Source organism: Amycolatopsis silviterrae (assembly GCF_042684085.1).
Taxonomy (GTDB): Bacteria; Actinomycetota; Actinomycetes; order Mycobacteriales; family Pseudonocardiaceae; genus Amycolatopsis; species Amycolatopsis silviterrae.
In genome coordinates this window covers 27720-44057 of the sequence record NZ_JBHUKS010000034.1, presented here as the reverse complement: position 1 = coordinate 44057, position 16338 = coordinate 27720, and the positions used below count along the sequence as shown (strand labels likewise).

The window sequence follows — 16338 nt, the reverse complement described above, 5'->3', positions numbered from 1 at the left end:
CCGAGCCGGGAGCCCGCCCTTTCTTCGCCCTCGGCGCGTGTCGCCGGAACCGCTAACTCGCCGCTGGAGCGTCGGCGAAGGTCTGATCGATATCCGGCACCCAGTAACAAATCTCCAGCGTCTTCAGCCTCGACATGTGCCACACCTTCCGCGCGCTGCCCAGCGCCCCGGCCGCGCCCAGCAGCGACAGCACGGCGGCCACAGCGGCGACCACCCGGTGCGGCCCAGTCGCGGTCTGCACGAGCGCGACGACCGTGGCCAGCGTGAACGCGAAGGCGATGTTGCGCAGCATGACCGACTGCGCGCGCATCCGGACGACCTCCCCGGCCGCGTCCTTGTCGTGCAGTTCCGCGGCGGCGACGAGCAGTGCCGGGTCGGCCTGGACGTAAGCGCGGATGCTTGCCTGCGGCACCCGGGCGACGAACTCCTGCCGGGCGTCCTCCGCGTCGCGGCGGGGACGCAGCCGGTCCAGCTGGGCGGCCAGCGGGTGCAAGAGGTGCCCGAGCAGGTAGCTGGCCACCACCGCACCGGCCACCAGCAGGATTCCCGGTGCGGTGGTCAGTGCGGCTACGTGCAGCACGCCCAGCCGGTCGAGTACGTAGACCGTCAGCGACAGGTGCACCGCTCCGGGGACGGCGAAGCTGAACAGGTCGAAGATGCTGACTGCGAACGTCACGGATCGCCTCCAGTGCGCGGGGAACGAGATCGTCCCACAGCCGGGGGCTTGTTCATCGCGCCGCGCGATAGCAGTGATCCGGGCTGGGCCGTTTCCGATTCCGGCGGGCTCGGAAGAATAGGGGAAAGCAGGTGATCCCCTTTTCGGAAAGGTGGCAAGAATGCCGGAAATCAGCAGGCGCGGTGCGCTCGGGGCGGGTGCGGGAATCGCCGCGGCGACTGCGCTGGGGGCGGCCGGAACGGCGCGGGCGGACACCGCGGCGCCGGTCGAAACGGCTGCCTCGAACACGGGCAAACCGAAGTACGTATTCCCGCTCGCCAAGTCCGCGCCCGCCGTCCACGACGGCGGCACGTTGCGCGGCGCCCACGAGAAGAACTTCTCGGTATTGGCCGGTCAGCAGGGTTCGGTGTACCTGGTGCACCTCGACCCTGGCGGCCTGCGCGAACCGCACTGGCACCCGTCCGCGTGGGAGCTGAACTACATCATTTCCGGCAAAGCGGATTGGAGCATTCTCGGCACGCACGAGGACGGCAGTTACCACAATGAAGTGTTCACCGCCGGGGCCGGGGAACTCGTTTTCGCCCCGCAGGGTTTCTTTCATTATTTCGCGAATTCCAGCACCACTGAAGGCCTCGACGTGCTCGTCATGTTCAACACCAGCACCGGGGAGCCGAACGACGACATCGGCATCGTCGGGACGCTGAACTCGCTGCCGCGCGAGATCCTGGCCGCCTCGTTCGGGGTTCCGGTGTCCGCGTTCGCCGCGGTGCCGAAGGATCTCAAGCCGGTGGTGATCACCCGGCGCCGGTAGTGGCGGCGCCCACACCTGGTACACGGTCGCGCACCGAGAGTGGTACTCCGGAGTAGTGATCGATCCGGTGCTGCTGCGCACTTTTCTCGCCGTGGCCGAGGCGGGCGGGTTCTCCGAAGCCGCCCGCCGGCTGGATCTCGGGCAGTCGACGGTGAGCCAGCACGTCCGACGGCTCGAGACGGCGGTCGGCTGCGTGCTGTTCGAGCGGGACACGCACAGCGTGCGCCTCACCGGCGACGGCGAGACGATGACCGGTTTCGCCCGCGGCATCCTCGACCAGCAGGACCGAGCGCTGCGGTACTTCTCCCGGCCGGGCCCGCGCGGGCGGGTCCGGTTCGGGGTGTGCGAGGACTTCCTGCTCGGCCACGCCGCGGACGTCCTCGGCCGGTTCCGCGGCGCGCATCCGGGGATCGACCTCGAACTGTCGGTCGAACTGAGCGCGGTGCTGCACTCCCGGCTCGCCGACGGAGACCTCGACCTGGTGCTCGCCAAACGCGATTCCGGACAGGGCGTGCGCCGGGACCCGCTCGTGTGGGTCGGCTCGCCCGGGCTAGACCTGATCCCGGGCGAGCCGGTGCCGCTGGTCCTCTACCCGGAGCCGAGCGTCACCCGGGCCCGCGCGCTGAACGCGTTGCGCCGCAACGGAGTCCAGTGGCGGATCGGCTGCGTCAGCGAACGGCTCAACGGACTGCGAGCCGCCCTCGAAGCCCGGCTCGGCATCGGCCTGTTCGCGGCGTCGGTGGTCCCGGACGGACTGGTCCCGGTCGCCGGGCTGCCGGACCCGGGATCGGTGACGTTCGTGCTGAGCCACCGAGGCTCGGCCCGCGGTTCGACGGCGGCGTTGGCGGACACGATCCTGTCCGCCCGGTGGAGCCGCCCGGACCGGCTCGTCACGCTTGCGCAGCCACCGCTTCCGCTGGGCTAGCCGAAGGCCCGAAAACCTCCCGAGGCTCCGGAAACACCTTCACCAGCACCGGATACGCCACCGCGGCCGTGCACAGCGTCACCACCAGGCTGATGTCCACCCCGCCCGCGACGCCAGCCAGCGGGCCGGTGATCATCGGCGTGTTCGCGCACAGCAGGCCCAGTGCGGTGGCCGGGATCCAGGCCGCCATCGCGCGCCAGTTCACGCCCCGGTGGAACCAGTACCGGCCACCGGTGCGGCCCTCGTTGAACACCTGCAGGTCGGCCGGGTCGTAGTAGCCGCGGCGCTGCACGTAGCCGATCATCATGATCACCATCCACGGCGACGTGCACAGCACGATCAGCGTCGCGAACGCGTTGATGCTGGACACCATGTCGAGCACGAAATTGCCGACGAAGATGAACAGCACGCTCAGCGTCCCGATCAGCAGCGTCGCCCGCACCCGGGACAGGCGCGGGAAGATCGAGCTGAAGTCGAGGCCGGTGCCGTACAGCGCCGTCGTCCCGGTGGAAAGGCCGCCGATCAGCGCGACCACGATCAGCGGGATCGCGTACCAGAGCGGGGAAATCGCGGTCAGTCCGGTGACGTAGTCGGCAGGGTCGGCGACGAGCGTCGCGGTCGCGATGCCGAAGCCGAACGGCAGCAGCGTCGCCAGCTGGGCGAGGAACGGCGCGGCCAGCAGCGAGCGGCGCGAGTGGGTGGCGGGGATGTAGCGCGACCAGTCGCCGAGGAACGCGCCGAACGAGATCGGGTTCGCCATCACGGTCAGCACGGCGAGGATCCACGTCGGCCAGAAGGTGCCGAGCGCGAAGGCGCCGCTGCCGGCGAACGACGGGTCGAACGAGCCGCCGTAGGCGAAAATCCCGACCAGCATGATGAGCGTGCCCAAGGTGACGGCGACGCGGTTGACCAGCAGCATGAAGCGGTAGCCGTAGATGCACACGACGAGGACGGCGATCGCGATCACGCCGTACGCGACCGCGCGCAACGCCGGACCGCCGTCGATGCCGAAAAGCCGTTGTGCCGCACCGGCTACCGCGTCGCCGCTCACCCATACCGAGATCGCGAAGAACGTGATCGCGGTGAGCAGCGACAGGAACGAGCCGACGCATCGGCCGACCACGCCGAAGTGCGCGCCGGACGAAACCGCGTTGTTGGTGCGCGTGACTGGGCCGAACAGCGCCATCGGCGACAGCACGAGCGCGCCGAGCACCACGCCCACGACGGTCGCCGCGAGCGCTGCCCAGAAGCTCAGCCCGTACGCGATCGGCAGCGTGCCGAGGATGATCGTGGCGAACGTGTTGGCCCCGCCGAACGCGAGCCGGAACAGGTCTCGCGGCCGGGACGTCTGCTCGGCGGGCGGGATCGGCGCGATGCCGTGCTGTTCGACCTCGGTGACTTTGGCGCTCATCACTCGAACCTCGTCATCACGTGCTTGACCCGGGTGTACTCGGCGAACGAATACGCCGACAGGTCCTTGCCGTGCCCGGAGTGGCCGAACCCGCCGTGCGGCATCTCGGCGGTCAGCGGGCCGTGCGTGTTCACCCACACGCAGCCGAAATCGAGGTCGCGCGACACCCGCGCGACGCGCGCGACGTCGTTCGTCCAGACCGACGAAGCCAGGCCGTACGGGACGCCGTTGGCCAGCTTGATCGCCTCCGCCTCGTCCGCGAACGGCTGGACGGTGATCACCGGCGCGAAGATTTCCTCCTGGACCAGCTCGTCGTCCTGGCGGAGGCCGGACACGACGGTCGGCGCGAGCTGGAAGCCCGGTCCGGGCGCGGTGCCGCCGGTTTCGACGCGGGCGTGCGGCGGCAGCTGCTTCAGCAGGCCGAGCACGCGGTCGAGCTGGGCGCGGCTGTTGAGCGGGCCGTAGTCGACATCCGGACGGCGGGTGGCGGCCGTTTCCGCCAGCGCGGCGACGAATGCGTCATGGACGCTCTGGTGCACCAGCACGCGGCTGCCCGCCGTGCAGTCCTGGCCGGCGTTGTAGAACGCGGCGTCGGCGATCCGCGCGGCGGTGTCGGCGAGGTCGGTGTCCGGGAAGACCAGCAGGGGAGCGTTGCCGCCGAGCTCAAGGTGGGTGCGCTTGAGATCGGCTGCGGCGACGGTGGCCACGTCGATGCCGGCGCGCGTCGAGCCGGTGATGGACACGAGGTCGGTACGCGGGTGCCGGACCAGCGCGCGGCCGGTTTCCCGGTCGCCGCACAGCACGTTGAACACGCCCGGCGGCAGGAATTCCGCCGCGGTTTCGGCCAGCAGCACGGCGGTGGACGGCGTGGTTTCGGCGGGCTTGAGCACCACGGTGTTGCCCGCGGCCAGTGCCGGGCCGATCTTCCACACGGCCATCATCAGCGGGTAGTTCCACGGCGCGATCTGCGCGCACACGCCGATCGGCTCGCGGCGGATCACCGACGTGTGCCCGGCCAGGTACTCGCCCGCGCCGGTGCCTTCGAGCTGCCGCGCCGCGCCGGCGAAGAACCGCAGCGTGCTCACGCACTCCGGGATCTCCTCGTCCAGCATGACGGCGCGGACCTTGCCGGTCTCGCGGACCTCGGCGTCGGCGAACTCTTCCGCGCGGGCTTCGAGTGCGTCGGCGATCTTGAGCAGGGCTTCCTGCCGCTGTGCGGGCGTGCTGCGCCGCCACGACTGGAACGCGCGCGAAGCCGATTCCATCGCGAGGTCCACTTCGTCCCGTCCGGAAAGGACGCTGGTGCCGAAGACCTTGCCGGTGGCCGGGTCGGTCAGGTCAAGGGTGCCAGCGGTGTCGACCAAAGCGCCGCCGACGAAGTTGCGGATGTGGGTCACGAGTGCTCCAGGTGAGTCGGGGCGAACATCTTCAGCAACGCGGGAAGCACGACGACGGACGGGCCCGGAGTGCGCAGCGCGTCGGCGAGGTCGGTGCGGACAGTGTCCACAGTGGTCTTTCGCGCGGGAATGCCGAACGATTCGGCCAGCGCGGCGAAATCCGGCCGGGGCAGCTCGGTCGCGGTGGTCTGGCCGAACGCGCCGGTGAGGTATTCGCGGAGGATGCCGTAGCCGCCGTCGTCGATGACCAGCCAGGTCACGTCGAGCTGGTGCTGTACTGCGGTGGCCAGCTCGGCCAGGCCGTACATCGCGCCGCCGTCGCCGGATACGGCCAGCGAACGCACTCCCGCCGCCGCGGCGCCGAGCGCGCCGGGGAGGCCGTAGCCGAGGCCGCCAGCGCCCTGTGCGGTGTGGATCGGCGCGCCGTCCGGATTCCACGCCGACCACGCCCAGTAGGCCGCGATTGTCATGTCCCAGAAGGTTTGCGAGCCGTCGGGGAGCGCGGCGCGGATGTCCTCGATCAGCTTCCGCTCGGCGGCGAGCGGCTGACTGTCCAACCTGGACTCAACGCGCGCGAGCAGATTCTTCACCGCTGCTTCGGCGCGGCCGTCCGAAGGGCGCGGGGCGAGCTGGCCTAACAGTGCGCGGAGGGTGTGCCGGACGTCGGCGTGCAGCGCGAGCGCGGGGTAGTTCGCTTCCAGCTTCCCGAGATCGGCTTCCACCTGCACGATCCGGCCGCGCGGCGCGAACTCGCGGTAGTTGCTGGACAGCTCGCCCAGCCCGGAGCCGAGCACCAGCAGGACGTCGGCGTCGGCGAGGAATTCCGTGGTGTGCCAGTCTTCCAGCCACGATTGCGCGGACAGCTCGTGGTCCCAGGCGAAAACGCCCTTGCCGCCGAACGTCGACACCACCGGCGCGCGCAGGGTTTCGGCGAGCTGGCGCAGTTCGTCGTTCGCCCCGGACCGCAGCGCGCCGCCACCGGCGAGAATCACCGGGTTCTTCGCTGTCGCAAGGAGTTTCGCCGCTTCGGCGACCAGCTCCGGCAGCGGTTCGAGCGGTGCCGGAGCCGCGGTGACCGATGTCAGCTCCGGCAGGTTCGCCGAGGCGAGCAGCACGTCCTGCGGGATTTCCACCCACACCGGTCCGTACGGCGCGGTCGCGGCGGATTCCCACGCCTCGCGCAGCGCGGTCGGGATCTGGCTGATCGACCGGACGACGTGCACCGACTTGACCACGTCCCGGAAGCTGGCCTGCTGGTCCGGCAGCTCGTGCAGGTAGCCGTGCCGTCCGCCGCCGAGCCCGGCGACCGGGATCTGGCTGGAGATCCCGAGCACCGGCACCGAAGCCGCGCGCGATTCCTGCAGTGACGCCAGCGTGAGGAGCGCGCCGGGACCGGTCGACACGATCATCGGCGTGACCGGCGCCGGGTCGTGCGGATCGGCGGCGAGCCGGGCGCGCGCGTGACCGTCCGCGGCGAAGGCGAGGTTGTTCTCCACGCGCGAGCTGACCACGCGCAGGTCGTCCGCCCGCCGCAGCGCTTCGAACAGGCCGAGCGCGTGCTGTCCGGGCAGGCCGAACACGGTGTCCGCGCCGAGCGCCCGCAGCGTCTCTACGACAACGTCGCCGCCGATCCGGGTCATGCGTCGCGTCCCAGCGCCAGCAGGCTGACGAGGTCGTAAGCGACGTGCGAAGCAGCGACAGCGGTGATTTCGGCGTGGTCGTAGGCCGGGGCCAGCTCCACGACGTCCGCGCCGACCAGGTTGAGCCCGCGCAGGCCGCGCAGAATCTCCAGCAGTTCGCGGCTGGTCATGCCGCCCGCTTCCGGGGTGCCGGTGCCGGGCGCGTGCGCGGGGTCGAGCACGTCGATGTCCACGGACACGTACAGCGGACGGTCGCCGATGCGCTGGCGAAGCGCGTCCACGGTCTCGTCGATGCCGCGCCGCAGTACGTCGCCGGAGGTGACGATGCCGAAGCCGAGGCGACGGTCTTCTTCGAGGTCGCGCTTGCCGTACAGCGGGCCGCGCGTGCCCACGTGCGAGACAGCGCTGGTGTCGAGGATGCCTTCCTCGACCGCGCGACGGAACGGGGTGCCGTGCGTGTACGGCTCGCCGAAGTAGGTGTCCCAGGTGTCGAGGTGCGCGTCGAAGTGAAGCAGCGCAACGGGACCGTGCTTCTTCGCGGCCGCGCGCAGCAGCGGCAGCGCGATGGTGTGGTCACCGCCGACGGTCACCAGCTTCGTCGGGCCCGCCGTAAGCGCTTCGGCTTCCTGCTGGAGCTTCTCGATCGCTTCGCCGATGTGGAACGGGTTGACCGCGATGTCGCCAGCGTCCACGACCTGCTTCTCGGCGAACGGCGAAACGTCCAGACCCGGGTGGTACGGCCGCAGCAGCCGGCTCGCTTCGCGCAGTGCGGAAGGACCGAACCGCGCGCCGGGGCGGTAGGACACGCCAGAGTCGAACGGCACGCCGACCACGGCTACGTCAGCGCTCGGGACCTCCTCGATGCGCGGCAGCCGGGCGAAGGTCGCGAAGCCGGCGAAGCGCGGGATCTGCGACGAGTCGAGCGGGCCGACCGGACGCTGTTCACTCACTGGGGCAACTCCTGTCGGGTTTCGGATGCGCTGAGATCTTCAGCGGCTTCGGGGTTCTCGGAACCGTGAAGACGTTGTGTCCACACGGAAAGAATGCTGTCCGGCGTACGCGGTGTCGCGAGACTGACGCCGATGTACACGATCAGGCTGACGCCGAGGCCCCAATAGATCGGGCTGTTGGCCGCAACCCCGTCGATGATCATGAAGGCGATGACGGACACCGTTCCGGCCACCATCGACGCGTACGCGCCTTCGCGCGTGCCGCGCTTCCAGAACAGCGCGCCGACGATCGTGACGAGCAGACCGCCGACGAGGATGTCGTACGCGATCGTGAGCGCGTTGACGACGTCGTCCACGAGCATTGCGATACCGATGGCCACGATGCCCAGCACAAGTGTCGTCACTCGGTTACGCAAGACCTCGCCGCTCTTCAGGCCGACCTTGCGGAACAGGTCCGAAGTCGTCGTAGTGGCGCACGCGATCAGCGCGCCGCTGGAAGTCGACATCAGCGCCGACAACGCCGCAGCGAGCACGAGACCGCGTACGCCAGTGGGCAGCAGCCGTTCCGCGATGGTGGCGAAGGCGTCCTGCGCGCTGCCGAGGTCCGGGTACAGCACCTTCGCCGCCGTACCGATCAGCGCGCCCGCGACGCCGTAGACGAGGCAGTAGACGCCGGAGATGATGCCGCCGCCGGTCGCGACGCGCGGCGTGCGCGCGGTGAACACGCGCTGCCAGATGTCCTGCCCGATCAGCAGCCCGAAGGTGTAGATCAGGAAGTAGGTCAGGATCGTCTCGCCGCCGATCGAGGTGAACTCGAAGTACGACGCGTCCAGCTTCTCGGCCATCCCGCTGAAGCCGCCCGCGGACACGAGCGCGATCGGCAGCAGCACGAACAGGATGCCGATCGTCTTGATCACGAACTGCGCGATGTCGGTCAGCGTGATCGACCACATGCCGCCCAGCACCGAGTACAGCACCACGATCGACCCGCCGATCGCGATCCCGGCCCAGCTCGGGATCGAGAACAGCACCTTGAAGATCGACGCGAACGCCAGCGTCGAGGTGACCGTGAGCATCAGCGTGTAGCCCCACATCACCGCGCCGGAGACCGCGCTCGCCCGGCCGCCGTAGCGCAGGTCGAGCATCTCGCCGACGGTGTAGACGCGCAGTTTCACCAGCCGCCGCGCGAAAACCGCGTGCAGCACGAGGATCCCGACGCCGATCGTGATCACCAGCCACGCGCCGGAGATGCCGTAGGTGTAGCCGAGCTTCACTCCGCCGACCGTGGACGCGCCGCCGAGCACGACGGCCGCCATCGTGCCGGAGTACATGAACCAGCCGAGCCGCCGTCCGGCGACCAGATAGTCGGATTTGGTCTTGGCCAGCCGGAGGCCGATCCAGCCGACCCCGATCATGCCCGCGATGTACAGCGCGATCACCGCGTAGTCGCCGCCCACGGGTCCTCCTTGAAACGGGGTGGGGTGTCTTGCGGGACACCGTAGGGTCGCGCGGCCCCGCGATGGCATGGGACGATGTATCCAAGACTTTGCCGATGATTGGTTGAAATGACCCAGCACGACGTGCAGTTGCCCGCAGAGGTGACAGTTCCACTACGCACCGTCGCGGGCAACCCGGAGCTGGCGCTCGACGTCGTGCCCGAAACGCTGCGCCCGGGCGCGCTGGACCGGCCGGTGCGATGGGCGCACGTGAGCGAACTGGCCGATCCCGCGCCGTACTTGGTGGGCGCGGAACTCGTGCTGACTGCGGGCGTGAACCTGCCGAAGGACGCCGACAGCTACGTACGGGGACTGCGCGACGCGGGTGTCACCGCGCTCGGCTTCGGCCTTACGCCGACGGTCTCGGAAGCCTTGCCGCCCTCGCTGCGCGACGCCTGCGCGGAGCACGGTCTGCCGCTGCTGGTCGTTCCGCCCGCGACACCGTTCTTGGCGATCAACCGTGCCGTCGCGGTCGCTCTCGCCGAGGCAGGGCGACACGAAGAACGACGGCTGTCCGAAGGCCGCGAAGCACTGACGCGAGCCGCAGGCGGCGGTCTGGGGGAGCTGGTCGCCGCGCTCGCCGGACGCCTGCGCGGCTGGGTCGCGATGGTCGGTGCCGGGGACGTGCTGGCCGCAGGCTACGACGCGCCGCAGCCCCTGCCGTCGCCAGTGAAGGAATTGCTCGCGACCTTGCGTTCCCGCTCCGGAATCCGCATCGCCGCCACCGAATTGCCCGACGGCACCCACGTGGTCGCGCAGCCGGTGTACCCGCAGGCGACCGCCGCGCACCTGGTCGTCGTCGCCCGGGCGCACCGGTTCGATGCCGGGGACCGGGCGATCCTCGCCGTCGGCGCGGCACTGCTGGGCCTCGTCGGCCGGGCCGGATCGGACAGCGCGGAACTTGGCGCCGCGGCCACCGCGTTGCTGCTCGGCGGCCCCGGCGCGGAGGCGCTCTCGGGAGTAGTCGGCAGCGATCAGGCCCGGCTCGTCGCCGGAGTCGCCCATCGACGGGGCCCGGACGCGCTCGCCCGCCGCCCGGACTGGCTGCGCGCCCGGCTCGACACCCCGCTGGTCCAGGTCCTGCCCGGCCCCCGGTTCTACGCCATCACCGGCGAGCTTGGCGACCTGGACGGCCTCCTCGAACACGGCTGGCTGGCGGTAGGGAGCCCGCCGCATCCCGCCGCCGACCTGCCCGCCGCCGTCGCGGAAACCGAACTGCTGCTCGCCCGCGCCCGCGCACTGGCCCGCCCGCTGGCCGCCGGCGCCGACCCGCTCGGCTTCGACGAACTGATCCCGCCCGCCGCAGCCGGCGCGTTCGCCGAACGCCTGCTGGGCCCGCTGCGGGAGCTGGACCGCGCGCACAGCCGCGAACTGGTGCCGACGCTGCGGACCTGGCTGGCCCACCACGGCAGCTGGGACCGCACCGCCGCCGAACTCGGCGTGCACCGCAACAGCGTGCGGCACCGGATCGGACAGGTCGAGCGCGCGCTGGACGTCCGGCTGGCCGACCCGGAAACGCGGATGCGGCTGTGGTTCGCGTTGCGGTGGGGGTGAACACGAGTGTCCACTCAGGCCTCTCAGGTGCTCTCAGGAAACTGTGGGATTGTGGACTGGTGCGAGTTCTGGTAGTCGAAGACGAAGAGCCGTTGGCCGACGCGATCGCCCGCGGGCTGCGGCGGGAGGGCATGGCCGTCGACATCGCGCTCACGGGCGACGACGGGCACGAGAAGTCGTCCGTCACGCGGTACGACGTGGTGCTGCTCGACCGCGACCTGCCCGGGATGTCCGGCGACGACCTGTGCCGCGAGATCGTGACGTCCGGCGAGCTGACGCGGGTGCTGATGCTCACCGCGAGCAGTTCGGTGTCCGACCGGGTGGACGGGCTGTCGCTGGGCGCGGACGACTATCTCGCCAAGCCGTTCGCGTTCCCGGAGCTGGTCGCGCGCGTACGGGCGCTGGGCCGCCGCGCGACGCCCGCCGCGCCGCCGCTGCTCACCGCGGGCGACGTCGAGCTGGACCCGGCGAAGCGCATCGTCCGGCGCGCGAGCGGGCCGGTCGAGCTGACCCGCAAGGAGTTCGGCGTGCTCGAGGTCCTGCTGTCCGCGGGCGGGTCCGTGGTCAGCAGCGAGGAATTGCTGGAACGGGTGTGGGACGAGAACGCCGACCCGTTCACCACCACCGTCCGGGTCACCGTGATGACCTTGCGCAAGAAGCTCGGCGAACCGGGCATCATCGAGACCGTGGTCGGCTCGGGCTACCGGGTGTCGGTCGCCGGCTCCGAGTGAAGCTTCCCGGCGCCCGCAGCCTGCGGGTGCGCGTCACCGTCCTGGCGACCGTGCTGGTCGCCGCGGCCGGGCTGTTGCTGCTGTGGCTCGCGTGGACGCTCGTCGGCGACGCGGTCGACGCCGTGCCGCACATGCCGCCGGGCACCATCGTCCGGGTCGACGGCGTCGACGTGGACGCGTCCACGCTCGCGCAGCACCTGCGCGGCCACGCGGTCACCCGGGTGCTGATCTTCGGTTCGCTGGCGTTCTTTTTCGTGGTGGCCGCGGCGGCGATCCTGGCCTGGACGTTCACCTCCCGCGTGCTGCGCCCGCTGCGCGAGATCGCCGGGACGGCGCAGCGGCTGTCGATCGAGTCGATGGGGGAGCGGATCGGCGAGATCCGCTCCCGCGACGAGCTGGCCGAGCTGGCCCGGACGTTCGACGACATGCTCGACCGGCTGCAGGACGCGTTCGATTCGCAGCGGCATTTCGTGGCCAACGCGAGCCATGAACTGCGCACCCCGCTGTCGGTGATCCGCACCGAACTGGACGTGACGCTGTCCGACGAACACGCCGACGAGGCCGAATTCCGCCGGATGGCCGGGGTCGTGCTGGACGCGACCAACCGGGCGGGGCAGCTGGTGAATTCGCTGCTGCTGCTGGCCCGCACCGACGGAGCCGGCCTCGTGACGCGGGAGCTGGTGGACCTGACCGTGCTCGTGGAACGGGCGTGGTCCGCCGTCCGCGGCGAGGCCGGGCAACGGGGCCTGCGCGCGGATTTCGCGATGCAGCCGTCCCCGGCGATCGGGGATCCCGCGCTGCTGGAACGGATCGCGGGAAACCTGGTCGAAAACGCGGTGCGGCACAACGTCGACGGCGGCTGGATCGAGGTGACGACCGAGCCGGGCGCGCAGTGGTCGACGCTGCGCGTGCGCTCGTCGGGCGGCCTGCTGGACCCGGCGGCGGTGCCGGAACTGTTCCAGCCGTTCCGCCGCGCGGGGGTGGCCAGGACGGCGCGTTCCGGTGCGGGACTGGGACTTTCGATCGTGCGGGCGGCGGTCCAGGCACACGGCGGGACGGTGTCGGCGGAGCCGGTGGTCGGGGGCGGGCTGGCGGTGACGGTGCGGCTGCCTGCTGCGTAGCATCTCTGTTTCATGAGGCAAGAGCTGCGCGACGACAACGCGGAGGCGGCGGGGAACCGGACGCTCGGCGAGATCCAGGAAGCTTTCCGCGGGCTGCCGCCGATGGACAGCGCCGAATGGCATCGCGAGCGGGCGGCCGACGACGCTGTCTTCGGTCCGGACCGGGTGGGCTAGCCGACAGTCCTCATTGGACCGGACGTCCCGCCTCCCCGAACTCGCGCACGCAAAAGTCCGTGAGCGCCTTCAGCGCCGCAGTCGTCTGGCCGCCCCGGACGCGAGCGAGGACCACCGCGTTCTCCGGCAGGTCGTCCGCGATCCGCCGGTAGATCAGCGGCAGCCCGTCGTAAGTCCGGTCGCCGTGCGGCCTTCCCATCAGCACCGAATAGCCGAGCCCGCGCGCGACCATGGCCCGGATGGTCTCGACGTTGGCCATGCTCCAGCCGGCGACCGGCTCGACGCCCGCGTGCCGCATCAGGTTCTCGACCAGGTCGCGGGCGGGGCGCAGGGAAGTCAGGATGGCCGGTTCGTCGCTGAGTTCGGCGAGGGCGATCTCGTCGCGGTCGGCGAGGCGGTGGTTCGCGGGCAGCATCAAGCGCAGCCGGACCGGGGCGATGCGTTCGTGGTCCAGCCCGGGGCGCAGATGGGCGGAGTACAGCAGGCACGCGTCGATGTCGCCGTCGGCGAGTTGCTGTTGCAGTTCGTCGGACGGGCCCTCGGCGATTTCCAGCCGCAGCGCGGGATGTTCGTGCGTGAAGTGCGCGATGATGCCGGGCAGCAGCCACGGCGACAGCGTGGGGAAGCAGCCGATCCGCAGCGTGCCGACCAGTTCTCCGCGCATCACGTGCGCGGTGTCGCGCAGCCGTTCGGTCTCGGCGAGGATCGTGCGCGCCTGGTCCGCGGCGAGCCGTCCGGCGCGGGTAAGGGTGACTCCGGTGGCGCGCCTGCGCAGGGTCAGCTGGACGGCGAGGCTGGATTCGAGGTCGGTCAGTGCTTGCGAGACCGCGCCGGGCGAGACGTGCAGTGCCCGGGCCGCGTCGCTGATCGAGCCCTTTTCCGCCACCGCGACGAAGTACTGGAGCTGCCTGAGCGTAAGTTCCTTCATCACTTCTTCTTAAAAAGATCCGCATCTTTTATGGCTTTTCGCCGGGTTCTGAGCCTCCCATACTGAGCCGAAGTTCTCGACGCGGAGGTCTGAATGCAGCCAGCAACCCCAGGAACAGCCCAGCCGTACGTCGTCACGCTCGGCACCGCGGGCGGGCCGCGGTGGTGGGGCTCCGGTCCCGGCCGCCGCCGTTCCGGCATCGCGACCGCGGTCGTGGTGGGCGACGCGGCGTACTTGGTCGACTGCGGTCAGGGGGCCGGGGAACAGCTGAGCCGGGCCGGAATCCCGCTCTCGTCGCTGCGCGGCATCTTTCTGACCCACCTGCATTCGGACCACACGGTCGAACTGGCCGCGCTGACCGTGTTCGGGTTCATGGCCATGCGGAACCCGCGCCAGCGGCCGGTTTCGATCCTCGGGCCGGGCAACCGCGGCGCGTTGCCGCCGGTGTCGCCGGTGGCGGAGACCGCACCAGCCCCGGCGTTCCCGGACAATCCGACGCCCGGCACGTCCGAGCTGGTCACGACGCTGCTGCGGGCCTTCGGAACGGACCTGACCGACCGCATGCTCGACTCGCTGCGGCCGTCCCCGCTCAGTCTCTTCACGGCCAGCGACATCGCCGTCCCCGAGCACCTCGGCTACCACCCGAACGACAACCCGTGCCCGGCCGCGGAGCCGTTCGAGATCTACCAGGACGACCTGGTGCGCGTCACCGCGACGCTGGTGCAGCATCCGCCGGTCGCGCCCGCGTTCGCGTTCCGGTTCGACACCGATGCGGGGTCGGTCACGATCTCCGGCGACACGACCTACAGCCAGAACCTGGTGCGGCTGGCCGAGGACACCGATCTGCTGCTGCACGAAGCGATCGACTTCGACTGGGTCGAGCGAAGCTACCTCGACGAGGACCCGCGCATCGCGTTGGCGGCGAAGCAGCACCACCACAAGTCGCACAGTTCGCCCCGGCAAGCCGGGCAGGTGGCCGCCGAGGCGGGCGCGCGGGCACTGGCGCTGCACCACCTCGTCCCCGGCGACGCGGACCCGTCGGTCTGGCGTGCCGCGCGGGACACCTACGCGGGTCCCGTTCTGGTGCCTGACGACCTGCAGGAGATCAGTTTCGCGCGCGCCGGGACCCGTCGCCCGCAGCCCGTCGGCGAAGCGTGATCATGACTGCTCCGCAAGAAACGGCCGCGGGCAACGCCGCCGTCGACCAGTCCGGCAGCCGTCAGTTGCGACGGGTCCTGTTGTCCAGCTTTCTGGGCAGTGCCATCGAGTTCTACGATTTCGTGCTCTACGCGACTGCCGCCGCGATCGTGTTCGGGCACGTGTTCTTCACCGGGCTGGGGCCAGGGCTCGCGGCGTTCGCGTCGTTCGGCACGCTCGCCGCGGGTTACATCGCCCGCCCGCTCGGCGGAATCGTCTTCGGGCACTTCGGGGACCGGATCGGCCGCAAACGCGTGCTCGTGGTGTCGATGCTGGCGATGGGCCTCGCCACCACGATGATCGGCCTGCTCCCGTCGAGCGCGCAGATCGGCGCGGCCGCCCCGGCGGCGCTGATCGTGCTGCGGGTGCTGCAGGGTTTCGCCGTCGGCGGCGAATGGGGCGGGGCGATGACCATCGCGCTCGAACACGCGCCCGGCGGCAAACGCGGGTTCGCGGCGAGCTTCGCCAATCTCGGCGGCCCGGCGGGTGCGGTGCTGGCCAGCGGCGCGGTGACGCTCGTCAGCCTGCTGCCGGACCGGAGCTTCCTCAGCTGGGGATGGCGGATCCCGTTCCTGCTCAGCATCGTGCTGGTCGGGGTCGGGCTGTGGGTGCGGTCCTCGGTCGAGGAAAGCCCGCTCTTCCGGCGGTTCCAGGCCGAGGTCGAGAAGCGCCGGATGCCGCTGGCGGAGGTGTTCGCCGGGTACTCCCGCCAGGTCGTCCTCGGCCTGTTCGCGGGGCTGGCCATGTTCGGGATGATGGGCATCGCCACGATGTGGGCGGTCGATTTCGCGGTGCACCACGGAGCCAGCCGCACCGGCGTGCTCAACGCCAAGACCTGGGCGGCGGTCGTCATGTTCGCCGCGACCGTGGCCAGCGCCCGGCTGTCGGACCGGGTCGGGCGCAAACCGGTGATGATCGCCGGGGTCGTCGCCATGATGGCGTTCGCTTTCCCGATGCTGCAGTTGGTGGGCAGCGGGTCGGCGCTCGCTTACGCGGTGGCGGTGGCGGTCGGGCAGGGGCTCCAGGGCGTCGTGCTGGGCCCGTACGCGGCGTTCCTCGCCGAACTGTTCCCGACTCGCGTGCGGTTCACCGGGGCTTCCCTGTGCTACCAAGGGGCTTCGACGCTGTGGGCGGGCTTCACTCCGGCGATCGCGACCAGTCTCGTGCTCGCGGCGGGTGGCGGGACGACGTTGCTGGGCGTGGTGTGGATTGGGGCGCTGGTGCTGTGCCTCGTGGCGGTGTTGTGTACCCGCGAGGGGAGGGCGCGAGATCTGCCGGGGTGAGGGTCGTGAGTGGCAATCCCGGTTCTAACCGGGATTGCCACTCA

General features: G+C 70.6%; 15 protein-coding genes. 8 read left to right on the top strand and 7 right to left on the bottom strand.

Going from position 1 to position 16338, the window contains the following annotated elements; all coding sequences use genetic code 11:
- Nucleotides 1–52: 52 nt before the first annotated feature.
- Complete coding sequence (locus ACFSVL_RS40710) at nt 53–676, bottom strand: hypothetical protein (protein ID WP_378312531.1); 624 nt, start codon at nt 674–676, stop codon at nt 53–55.
- Between the two features lie 160 nt (nt 677–836).
- Here ACFSVL_RS40710 and ACFSVL_RS40705 point away from each other — a divergent pair, with 160 nt between their 5' ends.
- Nucleotides 837–1487 (top strand): cupin domain-containing protein, encoded by a 651-nt coding sequence (locus ACFSVL_RS40705; RefSeq protein WP_378312529.1) that lies wholly within the window; start codon nt 837–839, stop codon nt 1485–1487.
- Between the two features lie 55 nt (nt 1488–1542).
- Nucleotides 1543–2412 (top strand): LysR family transcriptional regulator, encoded by an 870-nt coding sequence (locus ACFSVL_RS40700; protein WP_378312527.1) that lies wholly within the window; start codon nt 1543–1545, stop codon nt 2410–2412.
- On the opposite strand, the gene ACFSVL_RS40695 is transcribed toward ACFSVL_RS40700, so the two are convergent.
- The 5 genes from ACFSVL_RS40695 to ACFSVL_RS40675 are packed head-to-tail and all read right to left on the bottom strand — an operon-like array spanning nt 2378 to nt 9267.
- The gene (locus ACFSVL_RS40695; RefSeq protein WP_378312525.1) at nt 2378–3823 is read right to left on the bottom strand and encodes a purine-cytosine permease family protein; all 1446 of its coding nucleotides are present in this window, start codon (nt 3821–3823) and stop codon (nt 2378–2380) included. The two genes, ACFSVL_RS40700 and ACFSVL_RS40695, sit on opposite strands and share 35 nt — an antisense overlap.
- A complete protein-coding gene (locus ACFSVL_RS40690) occupies nt 3823–5220 on the bottom strand; it encodes an aminobutyraldehyde dehydrogenase (protein WP_378312523.1) in 1398 nt (465 codons plus the stop codon). The genes ACFSVL_RS40695 and ACFSVL_RS40690 overlap by 1 nt, the downstream gene beginning before the upstream one ends.
- Complete coding sequence (locus ACFSVL_RS40685) at nt 5217–6860, bottom strand: thiamine pyrophosphate-binding protein (RefSeq protein ID WP_378312521.1); 1644 nt, start codon at nt 6858–6860, stop codon at nt 5217–5219. Before ACFSVL_RS40685 ends, ACFSVL_RS40690 begins: the two co-directional genes overlap by 4 nt.
- The gene (gene speB, locus ACFSVL_RS40680) at nt 6857–7810 is read right to left on the bottom strand and encodes an agmatinase (protein ID WP_378312519.1); all 954 of its coding nucleotides are present in this window, start codon (nt 7808–7810) and stop codon (nt 6857–6859) included. The genes ACFSVL_RS40685 and speB overlap by 4 nt, the downstream gene beginning before the upstream one ends.
- The gene (locus tag ACFSVL_RS40675) at nt 7807–9267 is read right to left on the bottom strand and encodes a sodium:solute symporter (protein WP_378312517.1); all 1461 of its coding nucleotides are present in this window, start codon (nt 9265–9267) and stop codon (nt 7807–7809) included. Before ACFSVL_RS40675 ends, speB begins: the two co-directional genes overlap by 4 nt.
- A gap of 108 nt (nt 9268–9375) precedes the next feature.
- Here ACFSVL_RS40675 and ACFSVL_RS40670 point away from each other — a divergent pair, with 108 nt between their 5' ends.
- From ACFSVL_RS40670 to ACFSVL_RS40655, 4 genes are read left to right on the top strand one after another with little or no spacing between them, the layout of a single operon-like run.
- Nucleotides 9376–10860 carry a PucR family transcriptional regulator gene (locus ACFSVL_RS40670; RefSeq protein ID WP_378312515.1) on the top strand — a complete coding sequence of 495 codons (1485 nt, stop codon included), beginning with the start codon at nt 9376–9378 and terminating at the stop codon, nt 10858–10860.
- 59 nt (nt 10861–10919) lie between these two features.
- Nucleotides 10920–11591 carry a response regulator transcription factor gene (locus ACFSVL_RS40665; protein WP_378312513.1) on the top strand — a complete coding sequence of 224 codons (672 nt, stop codon included), beginning with the start codon at nt 10920–10922 and terminating at the stop codon, nt 11589–11591.
- On the top strand, nt 11588–12712 hold the full coding sequence (locus ACFSVL_RS40660) for a sensor histidine kinase (RefSeq protein ID WP_378312511.1): 1125 nt from the start codon (nt 11588–11590) through the stop codon (nt 12710–12712). Before ACFSVL_RS40665 ends, ACFSVL_RS40660 begins: the two co-directional genes overlap by 4 nt.
- Nucleotides 12713–12724: 12 nt before the next feature.
- A complete protein-coding gene (locus tag ACFSVL_RS40655; protein WP_378312509.1) occupies nt 12725–12886 on the top strand; it encodes a hypothetical protein in 162 nt (53 codons plus the stop codon).
- Nucleotides 12887–12896: 10 nt separating this feature from the next.
- Here ACFSVL_RS40655 and ACFSVL_RS40650 read toward each other — a convergent pair whose 3' ends face one another.
- Nucleotides 12897–13814 carry a LysR substrate-binding domain-containing protein gene (locus tag ACFSVL_RS40650; RefSeq protein WP_378312507.1) on the bottom strand — a complete coding sequence of 306 codons (918 nt, stop codon included), beginning with the start codon at nt 13812–13814 and terminating at the stop codon, nt 12897–12899.
- Nucleotides 13815–13907: 93 nt separating this feature from the next.
- On the opposite strand from ACFSVL_RS40650, the gene ACFSVL_RS40645 reads away from it, so the two are divergent.
- Entirely contained in the window at nt 13908–14972 is a 1065-nt protein-coding gene (locus ACFSVL_RS40645) for an MBL fold metallo-hydrolase (RefSeq protein ID WP_378312505.1), read from the top strand.
- A 2-nt stretch (nt 14973–14974) separates the two neighbouring features.
- Nucleotides 14975–16294 (top strand): MFS transporter, encoded by a 1320-nt coding sequence (locus ACFSVL_RS40640; protein ID WP_378312503.1) that lies wholly within the window; start codon nt 14975–14977, stop codon nt 16292–16294.
- The last annotated feature ends 44 nt before the right edge of the window (nt 16295–16338 follow it).